18 protein-coding genes and 1 riboswitch are annotated in these 23,735 nt (G+C 46.0%); of the genes, 12 read left to right on the plus strand and 6 right to left on the minus strand.

Going from position 1 to position 23,735, the window contains the following annotated elements:
* Positions 1-29 precede the first annotated feature (29 nt).
* Both AAEU32_RS08260 and AAEU32_RS08265 read left to right on the plus strand, forming a co-directional pair.
* The gene (locus tag AAEU32_RS08260) at positions 30-512 is read left to right on the plus strand and encodes a YajQ family cyclic di-GMP-binding protein (protein ID WP_421970051.1); all 483 of its coding nucleotides are present in this window, start codon (positions 30-32) and stop codon (positions 510-512) included.
* Between the two features lie 211 nt (positions 513-723).
* Positions 724-854, plus strand: a riboswitch (cobalamin riboswitch).
* Positions 855-892: 38 nt separating this feature from the next.
* Complete coding sequence (locus AAEU32_RS08265; RefSeq protein WP_421970052.1) at positions 893-2,761, plus strand: TonB-dependent receptor domain-containing protein; 1,869 nt, start codon at positions 893-895, stop codon at positions 2,759-2,761.
* Positions 2,762-2,880: 119 nt separating this feature from the next.
* On the opposite strand, the gene msrA is transcribed toward AAEU32_RS08265, so the two are convergent.
* The 3 genes from msrA to AAEU32_RS08280 all read right to left on the minus strand — a co-directional run bounded on the left by msrA (position 2,881) and on the right by AAEU32_RS08280 (position 7,684).
* Positions 2,881-3,414 carry a peptide-methionine (S)-S-oxide reductase MsrA gene (gene msrA, locus AAEU32_RS08270; protein WP_421970053.1) on the minus strand — a complete coding sequence of 178 codons (534 nt, stop codon included), beginning with the start codon at positions 3,412-3,414 and terminating at the stop codon, positions 2,881-2,883.
* 110 nt (positions 3,415-3,524) lie between these two features.
* Complete coding sequence (locus tag AAEU32_RS08275; protein WP_421970054.1) at positions 3,525-6,623, minus strand: efflux RND transporter permease subunit; 3,099 nt, start codon at positions 6,621-6,623, stop codon at positions 3,525-3,527.
* Complete coding sequence (locus AAEU32_RS08280; RefSeq protein ID WP_421970055.1) at positions 6,620-7,684, minus strand: efflux RND transporter periplasmic adaptor subunit; 1,065 nt, start codon at positions 7,682-7,684, stop codon at positions 6,620-6,622. The genes AAEU32_RS08275 and AAEU32_RS08280 overlap by 4 nt, the downstream gene beginning before the upstream one ends.
* Positions 7,685-7,955: 271 nt before the next feature.
* On the opposite strand from AAEU32_RS08280, the gene AAEU32_RS08285 reads away from it, so the two are divergent.
* From AAEU32_RS08285 to AAEU32_RS08305, 5 genes are all read left to right on the plus strand, one after another.
* Positions 7,956-8,720: a DUF2982 domain-containing protein gene (locus AAEU32_RS08285; protein ID WP_421970056.1), complete on the plus strand. Its 765-nt coding sequence runs from the start codon at positions 7,956-7,958 to the stop codon at positions 8,718-8,720.
* A gap of 15 nt (positions 8,721-8,735) precedes the next feature.
* Entirely contained in the window at positions 8,736-9,068 is a 333-nt protein-coding gene (locus tag AAEU32_RS08290; protein WP_421970057.1) for a hypothetical protein, read from the plus strand.
* A gap of 69 nt (positions 9,069-9,137) precedes the next feature.
* Entirely contained in the window at positions 9,138-10,802 is a 1,665-nt protein-coding gene (locus tag AAEU32_RS08295; protein WP_421970058.1) for an Lcl C-terminal domain-containing protein, read from the plus strand.
* A 12-nt stretch (positions 10,803-10,814) separates the two neighbouring features.
* Complete coding sequence (locus tag AAEU32_RS08300) at positions 10,815-11,321, plus strand: Lcl C-terminal domain-containing protein (RefSeq protein ID WP_421970059.1); 507 nt, start codon at positions 10,815-10,817, stop codon at positions 11,319-11,321.
* 87 nt (positions 11,322-11,408) lie between these two features.
* Entirely contained in the window at positions 11,409-11,594 is a 186-nt protein-coding gene (locus AAEU32_RS08305; RefSeq protein ID WP_421970060.1) for a hypothetical protein, read from the plus strand.
* Here the strand turns inward: AAEU32_RS08305 and AAEU32_RS08310 are convergent.
* The gene (locus AAEU32_RS08310) at positions 11,588-12,940 is read right to left on the minus strand and encodes a transporter substrate-binding domain-containing protein (protein WP_421970061.1); all 1,353 of its coding nucleotides are present in this window, start codon (positions 12,938-12,940) and stop codon (positions 11,588-11,590) included. The genes AAEU32_RS08305 and AAEU32_RS08310 overlap by 7 nt on opposite strands.
* Positions 12,941-13,140: 200 nt before the next feature.
* On the opposite strand from AAEU32_RS08310, the gene dinB reads away from it, so the two are divergent.
* From dinB to AAEU32_RS08330, 4 genes are all read left to right on the plus strand, one after another.
* Positions 13,141-14,193 (plus strand): DNA polymerase IV, encoded by a 1,053-nt coding sequence (gene dinB, locus AAEU32_RS08315; RefSeq protein ID WP_421970062.1) that lies wholly within the window; start codon positions 13,141-13,143, stop codon positions 14,191-14,193.
* A 118-nt stretch (positions 14,194-14,311) separates the two neighbouring features.
* The gene (locus tag AAEU32_RS08320; protein ID WP_421970063.1) at positions 14,312-15,988 is read left to right on the plus strand and encodes a carbon starvation CstA family protein; all 1,677 of its coding nucleotides are present in this window, start codon (positions 14,312-14,314) and stop codon (positions 15,986-15,988) included.
* 143 nt (positions 15,989-16,131) lie between these two features.
* The gene (locus tag AAEU32_RS08325) at positions 16,132-17,673 is read left to right on the plus strand and encodes a M17 family metallopeptidase (protein ID WP_421970064.1); all 1,542 of its coding nucleotides are present in this window, start codon (positions 16,132-16,134) and stop codon (positions 17,671-17,673) included.
* A 401-nt stretch (positions 17,674-18,074) separates the two neighbouring features.
* Positions 18,075-20,498: a PAS domain-containing hybrid sensor histidine kinase/response regulator gene (locus tag AAEU32_RS08330; protein WP_421970065.1), complete on the plus strand. Its 2,424-nt coding sequence runs from the start codon at positions 18,075-18,077 to the stop codon at positions 20,496-20,498.
* 68 nt (positions 20,499-20,566) lie between these two features.
* Here AAEU32_RS08330 and AAEU32_RS08335 read toward each other — a convergent pair whose 3' ends face one another.
* Positions 20,567-22,810, minus strand: a complete 2,244-nt coding sequence (locus AAEU32_RS08335) for a S9 family peptidase (protein ID WP_421970066.1) — start codon at positions 22,808-22,810, stop codon at positions 20,567-20,569.
* A gap of 90 nt (positions 22,811-22,900) precedes the next feature.
* Between AAEU32_RS08335 and AAEU32_RS08340 the strand changes: the two genes are divergently transcribed.
* Positions 22,901-23,293, plus strand: coding sequence for an HIT domain-containing protein (locus AAEU32_RS08340; RefSeq protein ID WP_421970067.1), 393 nt, complete (start codon positions 22,901-22,903; stop codon positions 23,291-23,293).
* 193 nt (positions 23,294-23,486) lie between these two features.
* Here AAEU32_RS08340 and AAEU32_RS08345 read toward each other — a convergent pair whose 3' ends face one another.
* On the minus strand, positions 23,487-23,717 hold the full coding sequence (locus tag AAEU32_RS08345; protein ID WP_421970068.1) for a hypothetical protein: 231 nt from the start codon (positions 23,715-23,717) through the stop codon (positions 23,487-23,489).
* Positions 23,718-23,735 lie beyond the last annotated feature (18 nt).

Consider the following 23,735-nt stretch of genomic DNA (forward strand, 5'->3'; position numbering starts at 1 on the left):
CACAACAAATTTAAGTTTAGGAGAGCCTTATGCCTTCATTTGATATCGTTTCAGAAATCGATATGAGCGAAGCTAAAAATGCCGTTGAAAACGCTAAACGTGAACTAGAAACACGTTTTGATTTTCGTGGAGTAGACGCAAAAATTGAGCTTCACAATGAACACATTGAACTGACGGCAGAAGCCGAGCAACAAGTGATGCAGTTGTTCGATATTTTCGCGAACAAGGCGTCAAAGCGTGGCCTTGATGTGAACAGTTTCGAAATTCAAAAAGCGGATCTGCACGGTAAATACGTGACTCGAAACGTGACCATGAAGCAAGGTATTGCTAAAGATGTTGCTAAGAAAGTGGTAAAAACTATCAAAGATAGCAAAATCAAAGTGCAAGCTGCTATTCAAGGTGAAGAAGTGCGTGTAACGGGTAAAAAGCGTGATGACTTGCAAGAAGTGATGCAGCTTATCCGTGGAGCCGATTTAGGTCAGCCTTTCCAGTTTAAGAACTTCCGCGACTGATCAGCCCTTTGCCTGCAAGGTCAATGCTCTGCCATTGACCTTGTACGTTAATTTAATTCAAGAGCCTTGAATATAATTCGTCAATGGAAGTATAGACGTCCATTGACTTGTTCCCCTCATCTGTGCACAATGTCGTCGACTTGTTATGGTGCCCTGTAGTATCAACTACTTAATATCAATTCTGTTAAATATGTGAGCTTGCTCGAATGAGCAACTATTTAACTGAGTTGGTATTTTTTTGGGGATAATCGGGAAGTAGGTGCGAATCCTACGCTGCCCCCGCAACGGTGATTTTGGTTTAGGCCAATCAGTCCGGAGACCGGCCATAGCATTTAATTCACCATTGTTCCTGTGCGGTGGGCGCAGGTTAAGGGATTTACATGCATATCAAAACTTCCGTGGCGCTGTCTTTGGCGACACTTTTTTCTGCGTCTGCGTCTGCGTCTGTGTCTGCGTCCGCGTCTGTACAGTCATCCACAATTGAACACATTACCGTAACGGCTAATAAATTCTCACAATCAAAAGATGACGTGTTGGCCAGTGTTGATGTAATCACTCGCGAAGACATTGAGCGTTTAGGAGCGCGTGATTTACCCGCGGTACTGGCAAATTACGCCGGTATCGATATTGTTCGTAGCGGCGGTCAGGGGCAAACAGTGGGATTGTTTATTCGCGGTGCAGCGAGTCGACACTCGCTGGTGGTGGTCGATGGTGTTCGCGTCAGCTCCGCGAGCTTAGGTTATAAGCCGTTAGAGACCATACCTCTTAATAGCATTGAAAAGATAGAAATTATTCGTGGATCACGCGCTGCGTGGTATGGCTCTGACGCGCTTGCTGGGGTAATCAATATCATTACCCGCAACGGCCAAAGTAGCGGAGTGTCCGCACAAAGTGGCAGTGATAATTACCTCAATCTGCAAGGCGCTTACGCACTAAATCAAGGGGCTTTTTCTGCAGCGTTGAACCTCGGATTTGAGCAAACGGATGGTTATAACGTTACTACAGGAGGCGATGATGACAACGACGGTTATGAAAATCGCAATATCGGCGCGCGCCTGAGTTATGACTTTGATTCATTCGGTCGTGTTGAATTTGTGGGGCACTATAGTGATGCTGAAGTTGAATACGATGGTTTTAGCAGTGATTTAAGTACTTTTGAAACTTATCATCTGCAATTAGGTTGGCACAAAAGCCACGGCAGCTTTGCGCATACGCTAAAAACAGCTGTGGTAAAAGACGACAACCTCAACACGCTGGAAAATCCTTATGACGGTTATGTAGCGAATCATTACATCACCACACGTGATGAGCTTAACTATCAGTTAAACTATGATGTTAATCAGTCTGTTACGCTCAGTTCAGGAATTGATTACTATTTTGATGATGTCGGCGACTCTATCAATGCCTATGCCCTGCCTGAACAGCCAGCGTCTGGGTTTGTGCGCGAAACACAACATAATTTAGGTGTGTACGCAGGGGCATATTTTAATAATGACGCTCTTAACGCAAATGCGGTTGTGCGCAATGATGAACACAGCGATTTTGGTAATGAGACAACCTATAACCTGGCTTTGGGATTACCTCTTGGTGATAACATCCGTGCGCGAGCAAGTTATGGCACAGGCTTTAAAGCTCCTACGTTTAATGACGCAAGCTCAATTTGGGGTGCTAATCCAGACTTGGAGCCAGAGGAGTCAACCAATGTCGAGCTTGGCTTCACTGTGACTCACGGAGGAGCTCAGTATGATCTGAGCCTCTATAAAAATGAGTTTGATAACCTTATTGATTGGGGGCCAAGTGGTCCGCAAAACGTGAATAAAGCGCGTTTCGAAGGCGCCGAGTTCAGCGCCAAGGTGACAGATTTATTGGGTGTCCATCATACGTTTAATTTCAGCTTTGTAGATGCCAAAGATGAAAATAGCACGGAGGAGTTAGTGCTTCGCGCTAAGCGCAGTGCCAATTGGCATGTTACAAAAGAGTTTGATAAATGGCAGCTCGGTGCACAATTGCAGTATCGTTCTGCGCGCCAAAGTTACTATCGCACTCATTTACCAAGTTATACCTTGGTGAATCTTACTGCTAGGTACCAGCTGGTCGAGAACGTCTCTTTCAATTTAACAATCGAAAACCTAGCTAATAAGCAATATGTGACAAATGTTGCGGCGACAGATTGGAATACAGGAGCAGTCACGTCGCAGTATATTGGTGGCGAGCGCAAGGTTTATGCAGGACTGAATTGGTCACTGTAGTCAGTATTAAGTGATGATATAACAAGGCCTCCTGATGGAGGCCTTGTTGATCTTGATTCATATGAGGGCGCCATAATTGGCGCCTTAATGACTACTGCAAAAGCAAATAGCAGTACGCCCTAGATGAGGTATTTATCAAACTCTTTATCGAAGGCGGCTATTTTTGGTCCAATTAGCATAGAGCAGTAGGGCTGATTAGGATTCTTACTGTAGTAATCCTGATGACTTTCCTCTGCCGGATAAAAGGTTTTTGCAGGCGCTATTTCCGTTACTATGATGTCATAGTCATACTTTTCCTGCGCGTGCTGAATACCGTGTTCAGCTTGGAGTTTTTGTTGATCATCATGGTAAAAAATCACACTGCGATATTGAGGGCCAATATCATTACCTTGGCGGTCTAACGTTGTGGGATCGTGCAGGCTAAAGAACATCTTCACTAGCACATTAAAATCTACTTCAAACTCGTCGTAAGTGAGTTCAACTACCTCTGCATGGCCGGTATCGCCCGCGCACACTTGATGATAGGTTGGGTGCTCTACATGGCCCCCGCAATATCCTGACTCAACCTTATGTACACCTTTTACACGCCTAAATGCGGCATCAATGCACCAAAAGCAGCCAGCGCCAAAGGTCGCCTTTTTAATTTCCTGCATAACTCTAATTACCTGTATTCATAGGATAACTGATTAAAGTGTAGCTGCTTCTGGCAAATAATAAAAAAGGCGAGTTACCTCGCCTTTTTGGTTCAATAGTGAGTACGACGTCACTTTTGATTAATGGGGTTTTCTTGCTCCTGCTGCGCTAATCTGTGCTGTAAAAATTCAGGTGACTGAGTTTTACGTGCCAGAGCGTAATAAGCGCTTGGGACAACAAATAGGGTGAGTAGCGTGGCTACGCTCACCCCAGTGAAGATAACCACACCGATTACCATGCGGCTTTCAGCCCCTGGGCCACTGGCAAGTACTAATGGCACTGAGCTCATCACTGTTGTTAAAGAAGTCATAATAATTGGACGCAAACGTTGCTTTGATGCTTGCAGCAATGCTTGTTCGAACTCAATGCCTTTGTCGCGTAATTGGTTGGCAAACTCGACGATAAGAATGCCGTTTTTCGCGCTCAAACCGATGAGCATTACGATACCAATCTGGCTGTAGATGTTCAGCGTGAGACCGGTTGCATAAAGACCAAACAATGAACCTGTAATGCCCAAAGGCACAGTCAGCATGATCACAAATGGGTGCACGAAGCTTTCAAATTGTGCAGCAAGAACCAAGAAGGTAACGGTCAATGCAAGAACGAATACATACACCATTGCTGACGCACCCTCATAAAAAAGCTGCGATTCGCCTTTGTAGTCGATAGCACCATCAATATCGTTTTCTTCGGCGGCTACTTGATTGAGGAAGTTCAACGCTTCTTCTAGGGTGTAGCCGTCAGCGAGGTTAGCTGTGATGGTGATAGCCCGCATACGGTTATACCTGTTGAGGCGCGATGCGGTCGCTTCTTCTGAAATTGAAATCAAGCTATCCAGTGGCACGAGCTCACCAGAGCGTGATTTTACATAAATGTTGGAGACATCTTGCGGGCTAGTAAAGTCCTGTTTTTCACCTTTTAATAGTACGTCGTATTCTTCACCGCGATCGATGAAGGTGGTGACTCGGCGTTGGCCCAGCATGGTCTCAAGAGTGCGACCAATATCTGACACCGATACCCCTAAATCAGCTGCTTTATTCTTATCGATGCTGACTAAAAACTGTGGGAAGGTTTCTTTGAAGTCATGATCTAAACGCACAAGTCCCGGGTTTTGTTGCGCTCTGGCGATAATGCGGTCTCGCCAGTCAGCAAGCTCATCATAATCATTGCCTTGTAACACAAATTCAATTGGACGTGATTGACCGCCACCACCAATGCCGCGGCGCATGATTGCGAACGCTCGCACATCGGTTACTTCGCGCATTTTACCGCTAATTTCGCCGATCACTGCCCATGTATCACGTTTACGCTCATCCCAATCGGCCATGCCAACAATGGCGACACCGCCTTGACCACCCCAACCAGGAACACGCACCAACACTCGGCTTAGTTCGCCTGACTCAACATAAGGGAGTAAACGCTCTTCTATTTTGGCCATGTTTTGCGCATTGTTCTCGTAGCTTGCTCCCTCTGGACCATTCATCATCACAAAGAAGGTTCCGCGGTCTTCTTTCGGTGTTAATTCGGATGGGATTTGCTTGAGCAATGAATAACTGGTGAATCCAGCGAGCACAAGCATGATAGCCAGCATGCCAGAGCGTTTAACATTGCCTTTTAGGGCACGTTCATAGGCATTTTCCAAACGCCCAAACTGACGGTCCATCCATACACTGAAGCGACCTTCACTTTCAGAGTGCTTCAGTACCTTTGAGCACATCGCAGGGGATAGAGTGAGTGCGGTAACGCTTGAGAAAAATACCGCGGCACTGACCGCCATAGCAAACTCGGTAAATAGTGCGCCAATGCGCCCATCCATAAATACCAAAGGCACAAATACCGCTATTAGCACTAACGTCGTCGCGACAATCGCAAAGCCCACTTCGCGAGCTCCTCGGTACGCAGCGAGAAGACGAGGCTCGCCCATTTCAATACGGCGGTGAATATTCTCTAGCATTACGATGGCGTCATCCACCACAAGACCAATGGCCAGCACGAGTGCAAGGAGGGTCAGTAAGTTAATCGAATAACCCATAGTCAGTAAAAACATGAAACTGGCAACCAGCGCAACTGGCACGGTGACAGCGGGGATCAAGGTTGCGCGCACATTACCAAGGAAAAGGTAAATGACCAGTACCACCAAGGCCATCGAAATCGCTAAAGTACGATATACCTCGTTGATAGACTCTTTAATGAAGATTGACGAGTCATAGCTGTCTTCAATTGTGGTGCCATCAGGCAAGTTGCGTTTGATGTTTTCAAGCTCTTTACGCGCATTCTCAACCACGCTCAAGGTATTCGCCTTGGCTTGTTTAACCACCCCTAAGCCAATCATATTGCGGCCATTACCGCGGAACATGCTTTCTTCATCTGCGGCTTCAAGTTGCACGTTCGCTACTTCGTTTAGGCGCACCAAGTAACCACTATCGCCACGCGCAATCACAAGGTTTCTAAAGTCAGCAGGAGAGAGGTAACTACGTGCGGTACGCACTGTGAAATCTCGGTCTTTTGACTCAATTTCCCCAGCTGGGAGTTCCACGTTTTCGGCGCGCAAAACACGCTCGATGTCTTGCGCCGTAATACCGCGGGCGGCCATCGCTTGGCGATTAAGCCATACCTTCATTGCATATTGGCGCTGGCCACCGACTCGTACGTTGGAAACGCCATCGACCACCGCTAAACGATCGACAATATAACGCTGGGCGTAGTCTGAAAGCTGCAATGTATCCATGGTCGTACTGTTGAGTACAAACCACGCGATTGGGCTTTCATCCGAGTCTTGTTTTGACACTTCCGGCGGACGTACTTGGTCGGGAAGGTTATCAAGTGCTCGCGATACGCGCTCACGCACATCGTTGGCTGCCGCATCAATATCGCGGTCGATATTAAATTCGATGGTGATGTTCGAGCGACCGTTGCGACTCGATGAAGTAATGCTTTTTATGCCCTCGATACCAGAAATACGGTTCTCAATGACTTGTGTGATTTTGGTTTCGATAATTTCTGAAGACGCGCCTGGGTAGCTGGTGCTCACACTCACAATTGGGCTGTCGATATCTGGGTATTCACGAAGTGGCAGCATAGAAAATGCCACCAAACCAAAGGTGAGCAACAGCAGGTTGATTACAATTGCAAATACGGGGCGCTTTACAGCGGTATCTGTAATTCTCACTGGTCATTCTCCTGAGCATTAACCGGTGAACCATTACGAATTTTGATTATGCCTTCGGTTACGACTTGGTCGCCGCTTTGTAAACCTGAACTAATGCCCACCCAACCGTCGTAACGTTTATCAACTTTTACTTCCACTTGTTGGGCGATACCATCAACAATTTTGAATACAAAGTGTTTGTTTTGACGAGGGATAATCGCCTTCTCAGGTACTAATAATGCTTCGTATGTTTTTAACTCAAGCGCTGTGTTTAGAAGCATACCAGGGCGAAGCATGTTGTCTTTGTTGGTAAAGCTTGCGCTAATTGGCACACTGCGCGTGGCCATGTCGATACGAGAACTTACGTGAGTGACCGTGCCTGTGAATGTACGATCAGGATATGCGTCACTGCGCGCGGTGACATTCATACCCATGCTCAACTGTGCTAAGTACTTCTCTGGTACGTTAAAATCTACTTTGATAACACTGATGTCATCAAGTGAGGTGATTTCGGTAGATGTCGATACAAATGCGCCTTTGGATACCATGCGCTTGCCGAGAATCCCTGCGAACGGTGCGCTGACTTTCATTTCAGCGAGTTTTGTCTTTGCAGCTTCGAGTTGAGCTTGTGTTGCTTCATATTTTGCACGTTGCTCTTCTAGCAGTGACTTGGCTGTTGCTTGTGAACGCGCAAGCTCGGTTAGGCGGTCTAGCTGGCGTTTCACTTCTGACAGATTGGCTTGTAATTCTGCGACGCGTAATTGCTCTTCTTTGTCGCGTAATTGCACGAGTAATTGTCCGGCTTTGACGTGTTCACCATCGTCAAAGTGAATGCTGTCGATGTAGTCATTTTGTGCGCTTTTAATATAAATCGCCTGGTTGGCGCGGCTGCTACCAATACCCTCTACCGTCACTGCACGCTGGTCATTCGTTACCGTGTGAGCCAACACCTTTGTTGGCTGCATGTTTCTGCCATTTTGTTGTGATTGCCCATGGGGTAGATATAGATAAATACTCAATCCGAGAAAGATAAGAATGAAGACTGGGAAAACAACTTTTCCAGATTGCCTACTGATGTTCATTAGTGCTGCCTTTGATTTTGAAGCTCACAAGTGTGTGAGCTTAGTTTACGACTTTGGCGGAGAACACCTAGACCGCCAATCCTGTATTTTTGTGTGTTAACCGAAAATAATAAGATTGTGACAACAAATGTACTTTTTTGTGTTCAGATTTACTCCTTCTCAAGCTATGTACGTATGATAAGAGCACAATGATCTATATTGAGTGCGCAGCAATGTTAATGTGGTGCACAGTGTTGCGGTGCTTTACAAGTATAGGGGGTAATAAACAAATATGGCTGTTAATGAACCACCGCCGCGCAAGCCGCGCCAAAATCCTCCTTACAGCGGTGCGAAAATTCGTGCGCTAGGTGCGCGTTTTGGTAAAGAGACTTTACTGTTGAGTATTGCAGGGTTGTTGGTGTTAAGTTTGTTTGTACAGTTTGCACCCGGCCAAGTTAGTCTCGTTGCTATTTTCTTACTCACCACCGCGATTGTGGGCATCATTATCGGCTATCTCAAAATAAGAGAGCCCTTTTTTAGTCTATTTCTCGATAATCAAAAACTTAGCTATAATCATAAGTACGGATGGTGGCAGATAGATGTTCACAATATAGCCAAGGTCGGGGTGCCACATATTACTGTGCAGGCGCAGCAAATTGACTTAAATGTTGTAGGTATCACGCTCAAAGACGAAGATGCCTTTTTAAAGCGTTTATCACCACGTCTGGCGGGAAGATTACTTGTTGAGCAGCGCCATTATTTAATGCAAGCAATCAAAGCCTATTGCCAAGATGGCAAAGAGTGTCCGGCGCACTGGTTGGTTGAAGATACTGAATATACCAGTACAAGCGGATACGGTTATACTGGATTATTAGCTATGTTTGCTAATAGAATGAATAACTTAAAATTTTTGACCGGATATGACATCCTGCTTCCAGCTTCAGCATTGGACCGGGATATTTGGGCGTTTAGTTATCTACTGCATCGCTGGCAGCTTGACCCCGAGCACACTGTCGCGACACTGCGTGAAGAACTCAATACCCAAAGTGGTAAGTGATATAGGAACCTTTCAATGGCCGACGAAAGAGCGTACATAAAAAGCGGGCGTAACACCATTATCCACAAAGCTAAAAAGCTGGATTTGGTAATAGTTAATGGTGATGAACATCCACGTATAAAAGTGACCCAGCATGGCCTTGAGCCGTTCAAAGAGCCTTTACCTAAGAACCGTCGCGAGGCCCGCGAGCGCTACCTTGAAATGGTGTACGTAGCCAGTCCTGATGTATTTGGTGATGAGCGTCCTTTGTTGTTTATTCAAGCGCTGGATGGCAAAGAGTACAAAGTTGATTACTCAAAAATAGGCACCAAGCTGTTTGTGCGTATTCACCAAGACAGTTACTTGTAGCGCCTGATATAAACCTATCTGGCATTTAACTTGCTTTGATTTGTGCATTGCTCCTTGATGGAATCGAACATGATAAATAAGGCAAATCTGAGTGTCAGTATGATGGCGTTGTTGATGCTCTATGGTTGCGGTGGATCTGGTTCAGACGATAGCGATGTCAACCAAGCAAGTGTTAACGCAGGGCAAGATATCAATGCTGTTGAAAAATCTGAGGTAACGCTCAGCGCTCAAGTTTTCCCACAGGGCGGAACCTTTAGTTGGCAGCAATTATCAGGCCCCGCTATCGAAGGCCTACCGAGCTCAGAAGCTGAAATTGCTATCACCTTGCCAGATGTTAAAGCAGACACTCAAGCTCAGCTGCAAGTCCAATACCGCGCGCCCGATACCTCCTTAGTGACTGATACCGTGATGATCAACATTGTCTCGGACAACCAGCTCCCACAAATAGTGATTGAGCAAACCGCGCCAGAGCAACTGCCATCCCAGTATGGTGACACCATAGTGATCAGCGCAGCTCAAACCACTGACCCAGACGAAAATGGCCATATTGCTAACTTCACCTGGCAACAAACTGCCGGTATGAGTGTGAACGCAACAGGTTTAGACAGTGCCGAAATTAGCTTTGTGCACCCTCTATTAGATGAAAATACCACTTTGCAGTGGACATTGACCGTAGTTGACGATGAAGGGGGGCAGGTTAGTACCGAGTATTCTTTGTTTTTGAATAAATCAGCGCAAGTCGTTATTGCTCATGCAGGTGGAGATCAACAGGTTAGTGAATTTGAAATCGTCACCCTCGATGCCACATCGAGTGAGACGGTCAGGGGGATCTTCTCATGCTATTGGCAGCAAAGCGCAGGCATGGCTGTATCGGTCGCTGATGCAAGCCAATGCCAGACAACCTTTATAGCACCTGATATAGACTCAGCGCAGCAACTTACATTTGATGTGAATGTCACTGATGATCTCAGTCGCAGTGATACGGATTCGGTGATGATAACTGTGCAGCGCAAACCGTTGGGCCTTATTAACGATACCGGTATGAGTACGTGTTTCAACAATTCGCAGTCGATCAGCTGCGGCAGTGATGACTTTATGGGTCAAGATGCTCAGCTAGGGCGTGACAGTGTAGCCGAGCGGCTCGATAAAGTAGGCCGTGGTGATATGGCGTTTGATTTTACTAAGCTCAATCAATATGCCGACGAACTGCCGGACGATGCCAGTGACTTTAGTTGCGTTCGCGACAACATTACGGGGCTTATTTGGGAAGTCAAAGAAGTCAGCATGAATGCGTTACCTAACACCTCATTACGCGAAGCTCATAATCATTACACATGGGCGCTTGACGGGGGGGAAGGTGATGTTGTTGGTAGTGTTCGCAGTGCTGCAAATGGTACCTGCCCAAGTAATAGTGATTGCTCAATTCAGCGTTATGTTGATGAAGTCAACGCAACTAATTATTGCGGTGGCTCTAACTGGCGCATTCCTACTTACGTTGAGTTGATAAGTATTATTGACTACCAGCGTCATGGTCAGGCGCAAATGCTCAGCCCAGACTTTTTCCCCAATTTACCCGATGTTAATGTGCTCGGGCATTTGAATTATTGGACATCACGTACCAGTGTTGATGGTCAATCACTGTCACAAGCATTCACCATTGATATGCGCAGCGCTAATGATTTGGCTTACCCCAAAGCCAACACCGCATATGTGCGTTTAGTGCGTAACCCATAGGAGTGAGCCGATATGAAACATATTCTCTGGTGCTGTGCTGCGATAATGAGTTTTTCAGCCAGTGCACAAACGTGTTATTCGTTAAGCGTCACCACACCTACAGAGCGCTTTACCATTCATGAAGATGGTACGGTAACTGACACCCACACCGGGCTTATGTGGCAGCGTTGTAGCTATGGACAAACGTTTGATGCGCAACTACAAAGTTGTACGGGTGATGCACAACAACTGACGTGGCAGCAAGCGCTGCAAAACGCTCATGCTAATGAATTTGCAGGTTTTGATGATTGGCAGGTACCCAACGCAAAAGAGTTGGCGAGTATTGTTGAGCGCACATGCGTGGAGCCTAGTATTAATCTCAGTGTGTTCTTAAGTGCAGATAACGATAACTACTGGAGCAATACCTCGGCAATAACCCCCGCTGATCATGCTTGGGTCTATGAGTTTTACAGCGGTAAAAATAGCCTTCATGACAAAACTGCTGACGTGTATTTGCGTTTGGTACGTTACCAGCAATAAGTGCTTACATTTTGAAACTGTTGGTTTATTGTTCACAGCGCATAAATTAGATAGGCTTAGGTCTCGTTAAAAGAGGGACTTACAAGAATGACTATTCGTAAGTATTTATGGCTGTGGGCATTACCGCTGGCACTGATTTGCTATGCGATTGGGGCAGAAAAAGGCGTCATCGCCATGCTGATCATAGGCGGCATTTTAGAATGTGCCTTTTGGGTTGGCTTGTTTAAACGCAATAAAGAGAAGCATCGCCAATCACATCAACCTCCTCAGTGAACCTCAGGTGCTGTGGACTTATTTTTTACTAACACACCTTGAGGTGAAAACTCCCCTAGCGTGGCGTTTATCACCTTTTGCAACTGCGGGATCAATGGTTCGAGCTCCTTACTCACTACATGATTTAAGTGAAAGGTTCTCAACGGTAAAACATTGAAATCATCGCGATAAACGTCAACATCACCAGCAACAACAGAAAACAATACATATTCTACGTCGCGTCGTTTTAACAGCGCAGGCGCTAAGCCGATTTGTTCGTTGATTATCGTCCTAGCCTTGATATTGAATTGCGCCAAAGAGTCTAGTGTTCCTCTGCCAGTCAAAATCGTGTTTTTAGGATTATCTAATACCTCTAGATTACAAGGCATAGTCTTATCACACAGTAAGATATGCTCACCCTTCGCCAAACTGGGTTCAATGACCATGATGTTGTTGAATTGGCCCATATTTGATCTCACTCTCACCACATCCATATCTGATAACCCCGCATTTAATAGCACCAGTCCTCTTCTTGCTGGCACCGGTTCAAGCTTCAACTCGATACCTAATTGCGCATAAGTGTGCTTAATAAACTCAATGAAGGGCTCAATGCCTGGGGTTTTAATATAGGTGCCTGAGAGGTGTGTGGGTTTGATGAAATCTGAATTAACAACGTCGGTTTGCTGCATTGCATCATTGATAAGTGTTAAAGGGTTGTGTGTGGTATCTGTATTTCGCAACGCCACCACCAATGGAATGTCTGCAAATTGCTTGACCATTTTCAGTGCTGAAAATTGCTTTTTACTTACGCTGTGCTCAAGTATTTCTGCAGTAGCAAGAATCAACTCCACATCACCTCGCATCAGCAAATCAACAAGCCCTTGCTCTGTGCGAGCGTGACGTATGGTGTTTTTATATTCATCTAATACAGATTGAATGGTGTCAGGATACACATAGCTTGAGACAACACCTACTTTGTACTGCTCAAAAATACTCACGAGGCTTTGATAGTTAAGGTGTTTGTCCTTGTGGGTTAGTAGCCCAAGGGACGATGAGCCTAGAGGCTCTGAAGCGCTAAAGCCCTCTTTGACTTCTGAAGGCCATGCAGGGTAATACCCTATGTAGTCACCCTGTGCGGCGCGAATTTGTGCTTGATCCCAAGGTAAATAATCAACATCTAAAGTGATCCCTTGTTGTTCAAGTTTTGTGCGCAAAGCGGCGATGGCATCGCCTCCATTTGCCATTTTGGCACTGGCATAGGGGGGCCACTCTAAGGATGCGATTTTCCATCTCAGTTCAGATGCGAACAAAGATAGGGGCAATATCAAAATCACCAACACCCCAACGTACAGAGGGGACTTATGCATAGAACAGGCTCCGGTTTAAAGGCGTGTAAGAGACCTGTGCCATATCAGCGGTTTATCTTTACACACCCACTATATGAAAAAGTATAACAGCTGCATGGGCGACCGTTGGTAAATTTTATACAGTATTTCATACAGTGTTCTGTGGCGCTTTTGCTGCAATTTTGCGATGATAACTCCATCAAGGTTTGCCGCTTACGAGTATGAAGAAATTCATTCACATTGATATGGACTGTTTTTACGCTGCTGTGGAGATGCGTGATAACCCCGCGTTGGCAAAAGTGCCGCTGGCAATCGGTGGCAATAGCCGCCGTGGCGTGTTATCAACGGCAAATTACATCGCCCGAGAGTACGGTGTGCGCTCAGCCATGTCGAATTACCATGCTAAACAATTATGCCCTGACCTTGTTATCGTCCCAGGTCGCATGCAGGTATACAAAGAGGTGTCGCAACAAATTCGTGCCATTTTTGCGCGCTACACAGACCAAGTAGAACCCTTATCACTGGATGAGGCTTACCTTGATGTGACTGACTGTGAGCTATGTAAAGGCAGTGCCACCTTAATTGCCCAGCAAATCAGGCAAGAAATTTTTGCACAAACGGGTTTGACTGCATCCGCGGGGATAGCCCCCATAAAGTTTGTTGCCAAAATTGCCAGTGATGAGAATAAACCCAATGGTCAATGTGTGGTGACACCAGAACAAATCCCACAATTCCTCGCTGCATTGGATCTCAAAAAAATACCTGGGGTAGGCAAAGTCACCATTGAGAAACTGCACATGCTTGATTTATTCAAAGGGCAGGATGTTCTCGATAAAGGGTTAACGTGGATGCAACAACACTTTAGTAATTTCGGTGCGTCTTTATATCAAAAATGCGCAGGGCAGGTGATTGGCTCTGTGAGAACCGAGCGAGTACGCAAATCACTGAGCGTTGAGCACACGTATGAGTACAACAAAACGTCGCTTGAGCAATGCCAACAGGCGCTACCTGCGTTACTTGATGAGTTGCAGCAACGCTTAACCAAACAGCAATTGCACAATTGCATTAATAAGCTGTCAGTAAAAGTAAAGTTCGCGAATTTCCATGTGACTACCGCTGACCAAAGCGGTCGCACCTTAAATATGGATGTGTTCAACGCCTTGTTAGCCAAAGCGTATGAGCGAGGCCACACTCCCGAAGTGCGTTTATTGGGTTTAGGTGTGGGGATAGATCACCATAGCAGCGATACCTTGCAATTAAGTATCTTAGACTAAAGCCCTACTGAATTTATCTTCTGTGCTGCTATTGTACATGAGTGTTATTGCGCCTAAGGCAAGTGTATAAAGCGCTTATGGCTTAGGCTAAGTCATCATTAAAACAAGAGAGAAGACTATGCAATCAGTAGTTATTGTCTTGCTTGGGATCATCGGCATGCTCTTTGGCTGGTTCGTGTATTCTAAGTTCATAGCTCAAAAAATCTTCCAAATGGATGATAAGTTCGTCACTCCAGCCCATGAGTTGCAAGATGGGGTGGATTATGTGCCTACTAATAAAGTCGTGTTATGGGGGCACCACTTTACCTCTGTTGCAGGTGCAGCACCGATTGTAGGCCCGGCAATTGCCGTGTATTGGGGCTGGGTGCCCGCGGTACTTTGGGTTGTTCTTGGCACTATTTTCTTTGCTGGTGTGCACGATATGGGGGCATTGTGGGCCAGTGCTCGCCATAAGGGTAAATCAATGGGGGCGCTGTCAGAATCGGTCATAGGTAAACGTACTCGCTCACTGTTTATGATTGTCGTGTTTCTAGTATTGCTGATGGTCAATGCGGTGTTTGGCGTGGTCATCGCCAACTCGTTTGTGGCTCAGCCTACCGCCGTTTTCCCTGCGTGGTCAGCAATATTAGTGGCGCTGGTGATAGGCCAATTGTTGCGTCGAAAAGTGCCGTTAATTCCACTGTGTGCAATCGGTGTTGGCATACTGTACGCCACTATTTACATGGGCAGTTCAATGCCTTTGGCGCTGCCAACAGAAATGTTTGGGCTGAGCGATAAAGCGAACTGGATCATTATTTTATTCATCTATGCAGCGATAGCCTCGCTATTACCTGTCTGGATGTTGTTACAGCCCCGTGACTTTATCAATGGTATGCAGCTGTTGGTGGCTTTATTGTTGCTTTATGGCGCGGTGTTTGTATCAATGCCTGATATTACAGCCCCGGCATTTAATACCCAAACAGCGGTAGATACGCCGAGCATCATTCCACTGCTATTCGTTACCATAGCCTGTGGCGCGGTATCTGGTTTCCATGGCATTGTGTCCTCGGGCACCAGTTCTAAGCAACTCGATAAAGAAACGGATGGTCGCTTTGTAGGTTACCTTGGTGCGGTAGGTGAGGGATGTTTGGCACTGATCACGCTTGTTGCAGTCAGTGGTGTTGCATTAGCTGTATCGCCAGAGGAATGGCATGAAATCTATAGTCACCTTGGCGCTGGCAGCGTTGGCGCATTTATAAGCGGTGGGGCAAACCTCATCGAAAACGGCTGGGGGATCCCAACAGAGATTGCCTCAACATTATTGGCGGTGATGGTGGTTCTGTTTGCAGGTACGACGATGGACTCAGGCGTGCGTTTGCAGCGTTATATCATTCAAGAGTGGGGCGATATCTACAATATTGGCGCTCTTAAAAATGGCATTATTGCGACCTTTGTTGCGGTTGGTTGTTGCTTGTTGCTCGCCTTTGGAGCGGGTGGCTCATCAGGTAGCGGTGGTATGATTATTTGGCCACTGTTTGGCTCTACTAACCAAATACTGGCAAGCTTAACCTTGCTGGTTATCTCTGTAATGTTGATTAAAGCAGGGCGTCCTGCCAAGTTCACCTTGATACCCATGGTATTTGTATTGAGCATGGCATTTTTTGCCGGTGTCATTAAGTTGGCTGAGTACTATCAACAAGGTAACTGGTTACTGGTGACACTCGATGCCATAGTGCTGGTGGTGAGTGTGCTGGTGATGCTAGAGGCATGGTCTGTAATTGTTAAGCATAAGCGTGAAGACTCAGCACAAAGTTAAGCGCATAACCAAGGCAATAGCAGCGTAAGCTCTTGTTGCCATGGCGTCTTTACAGTGCGTGTCACGTGAGTGAGCGCAGCTAGCAAAGGCGCGCCAAATCACCGATAATGAAGGTCCTTTGTTTTTAATTAGGACCTTTTTTTATGTCTTTTGCACACGCACTTACTTGCGCTAGTTTGGATGCAGTGACCAGCCAAGGTCAGTTCGATGCCCTGATTATTATCAGCGACAGCATCAACTCACTTCCTCAACCTTTTCTTAATGTATTGCAGCAAAGCAGTGCAGTTGATAGCCGCATTGGTAAGCAGTGCGCACTTGTTGTATCAGACTCAGCGCCGGGTCAACGCCTAGTTCTTGCGCCTACAGGGCCTCTAAACAGAGATTATGATGATGTTCGTCGCGTCTTTGCTGCAGCTAAGGCAGGTATTGAAATTGCGAAACAAGCAGGAGCAGTAAAACCAGCGCTGTATGTACATGATATCAGTCATCGCGCAGGTTATGAGTTTGCCTCTGAAGTTGCTTTTTTAGGGGCGAACCAAGCGTTGTGGCAACCTCTCGAAGCACGTGAGTTTCACGGCAGCGAGATTTCACCGATTGAAGCAATTGGTGTTGTCGGCGCATCAGATGAGCAAGTGACTCACATGAATGCCATTGCTGCTGGCCAATACGCAGCACGTGATTTATGCGGCACCGAGCCTGAGCGTATGGCACCGCCACGTTTTGCAGATTATTGCGTGGACTTATTTAAAGGTTCATCAGTGAGTGTTGAAGTGATCAGTGACATCGACACCATCGACAAAGACTACCCACTATTGAGCACGGTTGCGCGTGCATCTTATGCTGTTGAGCGTCATCATCCGCGCGTTGTGAAAATGCAGTACGTACCACAGGGTGATGTTGAGCGTACGCTTATCTTCGTGGGCAAAGGTCTCGTTTATGATACAGGTGGCGCAGACCTCAAAGTAGGTGGCTTTATGGCGGGTATGAGCCGTGACAAAGGCGGCGCAGCATCTGTAGCTGGCTTTATGAAAGCGGTAGCTCAAGCGCAGCCCAAGGGTGTTAAAGTCGTTGCTTATTTAGCGGTCGTACGTAACTCAATTGGCTCTGACTGCTTCGTACCAGATGAAATTATCACTAGCCGCGAAGGCATTCGCGTGCGTATCGGTAACACCGATGCGGAAGGGCGCTTGGCAATGGGTGACCTATTGAGCGAAGCAAAAGACTTGGCAAAAGGTGAGGTGAACCCAGAAATCTTCACTGTAGCAACACTTACAGGTCATGCTGCACGTGCAGTCGGGCCTTATAGTGCGTATGTTGAAAACGGTCCAGCACGCGCGGCAAAAGTATCACAGCAATTAGTTGAACATGGTGACTTATGGGCAGACTGTGCTGAGGTGTCACGTTCACGCCGTGAAGACTACGACTTTGTTCAGCCGCGCACGATGGCGGATCATTTGCTTTCAAGTAACAATGCGCCGTCAGCTGTCACTGCGCGTGGTCACCAGTTCCCAATGGCTTTCCTAGCGATTGTTTCAGGTTTGGACAAACATGGTCTTGATAGCGAACAGCCGTTGCCATATGTGCACATGGATATTGCGGGCAGTGGCGTTGAAGGTGGTGATTGGCAACATGGCAAGCCAACAGCGCCTACGGTTGCTGCGCTATTTGCAAAATACTGCCGTTAATTAGACACCATCAAGAGGTGAGGGAAACCTCGCCTCTTGTCATTTTTGCAAAGTGATTTAGTCTCTCCTTGCAATATATAGCGAGTACTCAACCCTTCTATACCCCCAGCGAACGCTGCTTGTTGGCGCTGTTATCGCTCATTTGTATGACTTCCATCAAACTCAGGGGCAAAACTGCATAGCGACAGTGCAATTTAGCTGCTAACTTTTATTAATATCAAATCCGTTAAGTATGCAATCAGATAGAGCGCTCGGTAGCGGATATTCCGCCCACTGAAGTGATCGGTACTTAAACGAATGTGTAACGTCCCTACCTGCAGCATGGGAATGTGCAAAGAGCATTGCCGTATTTCTTTGCTACCGATTTAACATCATGTAGTCGCATCACTTAGAGCAGATATATGCACGATAGAGAAACCTTATTGGCAGAAATTGAACACCTCAAGAGTCAACTTGAGACTGCCAACAGTGCAAGAGCCAAATACAAGGCGCTCTTTGATAGCTCAGCTGATGCGCTGTCAATAATCGATGTAAGTACCGGCAAATTCATTGAATGCAATGATGCGGCTATCAGGTTACATGGTGTAGAAGATCGTAGTCATTTCATAAAGTTAACGCCCCATGATATCTCTCCTGAGTGTCAGCCATGTGGTCGCACATCAGCCGAAATGGCCAGAGAATATATCGCAAGAACATGCACAGAAGGTCCGCAGCTTTTCCAGTGGCTTCATAGTCGATTAGACGGCTCTGAGTTTCCCTGTCTGGTATCGCTCACCGCCATTACGCTCGATGGTCAAAATCTTGTTTTGGCTATAGGCAGAGATATTACCGAGTTGGTTGAAGCAAAAACCAAACTAGAGAGTGCTTCGAGTGAAATTAAGCGTGTGCAGTCGGCGTATCAAGAAGAGAAAGAAAAATTTGAGAAGTTTGTAAATCTGGCTCCTGTGGGGGTCGCTATTAACAGGCTGGATGATGGCACATTTTGTTATGTTAATCGTGAGTTTGTTCGCTTTAGTGGTTATGGGTTAGACGAGCTCAATAATATGGATTATTGGCAACTCACGCCAAGAAAGTACGAGAATCAAGAAAAAGAACAATTGTCGCTGTTAGCGAAAACGGGGCGTTATGGCCCATACAAAAAAGAGTACATCCATAGAGAAGGAGACACATACCCCGTTGAGTTATCTGGCGTGAAAATGACAACCAGTAGTGGTGAGGAGTTTATATGGTCAGTAATTCAAGACACATCGTCACAACAAGCCATTGAAGCACAGCTACAAGAAGCAAAAGAGCGGGCTGAGTCCATCGCATTGAGGATGAAGTTGGCTAATGACTCAGCTGAAATAGGTGTCTGGGAGTGGGATGTTCGCACCAATGAATTAATTTGGGACGCATGGATGTATAAGCTTTATGGCATCCGTGAACAAGACTTCTCAGGAGCTTATGAAGCATGGGAAAACAGTGTTCATCCTGATGATTTGCTAAGAGCAAAAACCTTACTTCATAACGCTGTGATTGGCACCCATGTGTATGATCCTGAATTCAGAGTGGTGCACCCAGATGGTCAAGTAAGAACGATGAAAGCCAGTGCAGAGGTAATACGCGATAGCAATGGCGATGCCCTTAAAGTGATCGGTGTGAACTATGACATTACCGACAAAGTAAATGCGATTGAGGCGCTTAAGGCCGCGAAGCAAGAAGCTGAAAAAGCCAGTCAAGCTAAGAGTGAGTTCTTAGCGAACATGAGCCATGAAATTCGTACACCCATGAATGGCATCTATGGTATTTTGCAGTTGCTCAAGAAAAAAGTGCAGCATCAAGATAAGAAGACGCTTGTTGATAAGGCCATTCACTCCACCCGGAATTTAAACACCATCATTAATGATATTCTCGATTTCTCTAAGATTGAAGCGGGCAAGTTGAGTATCGATATTCATCCTTTTTCATTGTCGGACTTAGTGGCGTCGATTGATGTTGAAGCTGATGCGCTGATTAACGATAAACCCGTCACCTTCTCTTTGTCGAACACCGTCGAGCACGATATGTGGTTAGGGGATGATATTCGTATCCGGCAAATTTTGATTAATGTGTGTTCTAACGCCATTAAGTTCACAAGTGCAGGGCAGGTTTTGGTGTCTGTGTTTTCACCTGAAGAAAACTATGTGACGTTCGAAGTGCGAGACACAGGCATCGGTATGTCTGAAGAGGAACTATCACGGTTATTTCATCGTTTTGAGCAAGCGGATACATCCACCACTCGAAAATACGGGGGTACAGGCATAGGTATGGCAATTACCCACTCTCTTGTAGAGCTTATGCATGGGACTATTGAAGTTGCCAGTGAAATTAATAAAGGAACGCGATTTTCTATCACGCTGCCAATGCAAAAATCACATACTCAAAGCGCTCACAACGAGACCATGGATCTACATAGCTATGAATGTGATTTCTCAAACTACACTATATTGGTCGCAGAAGATAATGAGATAAACCGTGTGGTGATTGGTGATTTTCTACAAGAAACCGGCGCGCATATTCACTTTGCGAACAACGGCGTAGAAGCTGTGGAACTGGCTTCACAGCACAATATAGATCTAGTATTAATGGATATTCAAATGCCTGAAATGGATGGTATTGAGGCATGCAGGAAAATTAAAGCCATCTTCCCAACTTTGCCCATTCTGGCACTAACAGCCAATGTGATGGCGGAATATGTCGAAAAGTATGAACAAGAAGGGTTTGATGATTTCTTGGCAAAGCCTGTTGAATTTGCGCACCTTGTAGCTAAGTTACAGCTGTTTTTGAATACGCAGCGGTGCGCTTAACACACCGCATAAAAAAGCCTGCACAATAACTGCAGGCTTTTTTAATGCTTAACCCTTTGGTTTACAGATTACTTTTCTTGCATATCAAAATGACGGTTGAAGAAGTCAGTAATTGTTTGATGAAGGTGCGTTTGCACTTTTTTACCACGTAAGCTGTGCTTTGAGCCAGGGTAAGTCATCATTTCAAACGGCAGCGCTTTGTCTTGCAGTTTTTTGAATAGCTTAGTTGCATGCGTAAACAGTACGTTGTCATCCGCCATGCCGTGATAGATCATCAAGGGTCCTTGCAAACCATCGACATATGGGAAAACCGCACTTTGCTCGTAGCCTTTGGCGTTGGTCTTAGGATGACCAAGATAGCGCTCAGTGTAGTGTGTATCATACAAAGACCAATCGGTTACTGGCGCACCAGAAACACCCGCTTTGAAGTAATCACCCGCTTTGAACATAGTCATCAGAGCCATGTAACCACCATAGCTGTGGCCGTAAATGCCAATACGCTCAGGGTCTACGTAATCAAGAGTGCGTAAAAACTCCACACCTTTGATTTGGTCACGGACCTCGGCTTCACCCATGTGCTTGTAGATCACATCTTCAAAACGCTTACCACGATTGTACGAACCACGGTTATCAAGCTGAAATACTACGTAGCCTTGCTGCACCATGTACTGGAAGTACAAGTTTTTGCCGCGCCAGCTGTTAGTCACACGTTGTGCATGTGGACCACCGTAAACATTGACCATCACGGGATGCTTGTTTTTTTTGTTTAACTTGCGTGGTTTGAACAGGCGATAGTGCATGACTTGCCCATCTTCAGCTTCAATCGTACCGTACTGTGGCTCTACTAAGTCACTTAAAAACGGTGTCAGTGGATGACTGTCGTTCAACTCATTTTGCTCAAGCCATGTAATGAACTCACCATTGGCTTTGCGCAGCGCCACATAAGGAGGGCGATTTACTGACGAAGCACTGTCGATAAAGGTTTTATGGTCGTTTGCCATGACCACGCTGTGGTATTCGCCACTTTGTGTAATACGTGTGATATCGCCTTGTTCAAATAACGCCGTGCTGTAAAGGTGGCTTTCAAGGGGCGTGTCTTTACGACCAGCGAAGTACACCAGACCTTTGTCTTCATCAATGCCTTTTATGGCATCGACAATCCACTCACCAGAGGTGATTTGACGCACCAGTGTGCCGTCGACTTTGTAAAGGTAAAGATGTTTGTAACCGTCGCGCTCTGAAGCCCACACAAAGTGTTCTTTGTCTTTTAGGAACTTCAGATCAAAGTGTAGGTTTATCCATGTATCGCTGGTTTCTTTGAGTGCGACTTTCTGAGTTTTACTTTCAGTGTCGTAGAAACGCAACTCAAGATTGTGCTGAGCACGGTCTTGCCACTGATAAGACAAGGTTTTATCGTCTTTTAGCCAATTAGCACGGGCGATGTAGATGTCTTTATCTTCACCTAGGTCAACCCAGTCGATTTGCTGATCATTGAGGGTAACCACACCCAGTTCAATTTCAACGTTGTCGGTGCCTGTGAATGGGTAGCGCTGATTGAAAAGCTTTACTTCTTCAGCATAAATTTCGTTACGGATCGCTTCTTCTACAGGACTCTCATCAATACGCGTGAACGCAATTTTGCTTTCATCACCAGCCCACCAGTAGCCTGTCATACGGCTCATTTCTTCTTGCGCTACAAACTCGGCCATACCGTTTTTGATTACGCCGCCACCGTCTTTAGTGAGCTGAATTTCTTTACCGCTATCAAGGGCGAGTGCATAGAGGTTTTGCTCACGAATGAATGACACATAGTTGCCCTTAGGAGAGAAGCGGGCATCGGTTTCAAAGGCTTCCGTGTCAGTGAGTTTGCGGCTCTTGCCTGTGGCGAGTTGGTAGTAATACAAATCACCATTGAGCGGGAAAAGCAGGGCTTGGCCGTCTTTAGACCAGGTGTACTCTAAAATACCGCGACCAAAGATACGCTGGCGCTCACGGCGCGCTTTTTCTTCGTCAGACAGTGTTTCCGGGCCAGAGAATAAGGCTTGTGAGTCAACGAGAAGACGGTTGGTGTTGTCTTTTAGGTTGTATTCCCAAAGATCATAGCGGTTGTAATCTTCTTTTTTACCTTGAAGATACGTTACACGGCTACCATCAGGTGAAAACTTTAACTTTACAGGCGCCGAACCAGCCAGACTTGGGTCATCAAAAATGCGCTCAAGAGTTAAATCTTTTGCATTAGCTACACTAAAAGCTGTACTGCTAGCTAAGCCTGATGCAAGCGCAATGGATAAGTATTTGGTTGTTTTAGACACGGGTAAACCTTATTGTTGTGTACATCCGGCAAATGGTACTCATGCACAGGTGTGAGCGCAACTTTATGCCACCAAACCACAGGAGTTGAGATGTTTACTTTGGCACCCGAATTACAAAATGACTGTATTGAATTGGCTGATTGGCCTTTATGTAAAGTGCTACTGATGAATGATAGCCAGTACCCTTGGTTCATTCTTGTTCCGCGAAAAGAAGGACTTAAAGAGATTATTGATTTAAGTGACGAGGAGCAAATTACGCTTACTCAAGAGTCGGCAAAGCTGGCTTGTATGCTCAAAACCGTATTCTCCCCCGACAAATTAAATATTGCCGCCCTTGGCAATATGGTGGCGCAATTACACATTCATCATATTGCCCGTTTCAAAGATGATGCTGCTTGGCCTAAACCTGTGTGGGGCGTCAACCCTGCACAGCCATACACCGAAGCGCAAATAGCTAAAATTAAAGCAGCCATGGCAATGTAGGGCTTTGGTGCTTTAGTGTGGATTAAACGCCAGTGTTCAATTATCTACATCACCGTAAAGAGCGAATCATTCTAGCGGGCTAAATTGGCGGCTCATGGCCTTAAAAGCCAATAAAAAAACGCCGAATAATCGGCGTTTTTTAGTCGCTGCTAAAGAGGGTGGTTGCAAGACTCCCTTTGCGTTATGTTCGTGCTCAGTTTATGTCGCCGAGCTTTTGTGCTTGCTCTTTACAGCGATTATAAATTTCTTGGCATTGTGCCACGCAGACTTTTTCTGTCATGCTTTCTTCCACCGTAGTGTTGGTGCATGAATTTTCGCACTGAAAGTTTTGTTGCGCACACTGATTGAGTTCTGGGTTATTCACCGAGTTTTGGCAACCAGCCAGTGTGAATGCGAGCGCTAGAGTGAGTACTGCCTTGTTCATGTTTACATCCCGTTATTA

This window comes from Pseudoalteromonas maris (assembly GCF_049257235.1).
GTDB lineage: Bacteria > Pseudomonadota > Gammaproteobacteria > Enterobacterales > Alteromonadaceae > Pseudoalteromonas.

Excerpts from the sequence above, each read along its gene's own strand:
- AAEU32_RS08300 (WP_421970059.1), top strand. The coding sequence starts at position 10,815 with ATGAAACATATTCTCTGGTGCTGTGCTGCGATAATGAGTTTTTCAGCC.
- AAEU32_RS08310 (WP_421970061.1), bottom strand. The coding sequence starts at position 12,940 with ATGCATAAGTCCCCTCTGTACGTTGGGGTGTTGGTGATTTTGATATTG.
- AAEU32_RS08305 (WP_421970060.1), top strand. The coding sequence starts at position 11,409 with ATGACTATTCGTAAGTATTTATGGCTGTGGGCATTACCGCTGGCACTG.
- AAEU32_RS08320 (WP_421970063.1), top strand. The coding sequence starts at position 14,312 with ATGCAATCAGTAGTTATTGTCTTGCTTGGGATCATCGGCATGCTCTTT.
- AAEU32_RS08290 (WP_421970057.1), top strand. The coding sequence starts at position 8,736 with ATGGCCGACGAAAGAGCGTACATAAAAAGCGGGCGTAACACCATTATC.
- AAEU32_RS08260 (WP_421970051.1), top strand. The coding sequence starts at position 30 with ATGCCTTCATTTGATATCGTTTCAGAAATCGATATGAGCGAAGCTAAA.
- AAEU32_RS08265 (WP_421970052.1), top strand. The coding sequence starts at position 893 with ATGCATATCAAAACTTCCGTGGCGCTGTCTTTGGCGACACTTTTTTCT.
- AAEU32_RS08340 (WP_421970067.1), top strand. The coding sequence starts at position 22,901 with ATGTTTACTTTGGCACCCGAATTACAAAATGACTGTATTGAATTGGCT.
- dinB (WP_421970062.1), top strand. The coding sequence starts at position 13,141 with ATGAAGAAATTCATTCACATTGATATGGACTGTTTTTACGCTGCTGTG.
- AAEU32_RS08295 (WP_421970058.1), top strand. The coding sequence starts at position 9,138 with ATGATAAATAAGGCAAATCTGAGTGTCAGTATGATGGCGTTGTTGATG.
- AAEU32_RS08285 (WP_421970056.1), top strand. The coding sequence starts at position 7,956 with ATGGCTGTTAATGAACCACCGCCGCGCAAGCCGCGCCAAAATCCTCCT.
- AAEU32_RS08330 (WP_421970065.1), top strand. The coding sequence starts at position 18,075 with ATGCACGATAGAGAAACCTTATTGGCAGAAATTGAACACCTCAAGAGT.
- AAEU32_RS08325 (WP_421970064.1), top strand. The coding sequence starts at position 16,132 with ATGTCTTTTGCACACGCACTTACTTGCGCTAGTTTGGATGCAGTGACC.
- AAEU32_RS08280 (WP_421970055.1), bottom strand. The coding sequence starts at position 7,684 with ATGAACATCAGTAGGCAATCTGGAAAAGTTGTTTTCCCAGTCTTCATT.
- msrA (WP_421970053.1), bottom strand. The coding sequence starts at position 3,414 with ATGCAGGAAATTAAAAAGGCGACCTTTGGCGCTGGCTGCTTTTGGTGC.
- AAEU32_RS08345 (WP_421970068.1), bottom strand. The coding sequence starts at position 23,717 with ATGAACAAGGCAGTACTCACTCTAGCGCTCGCATTCACACTGGCTGGT.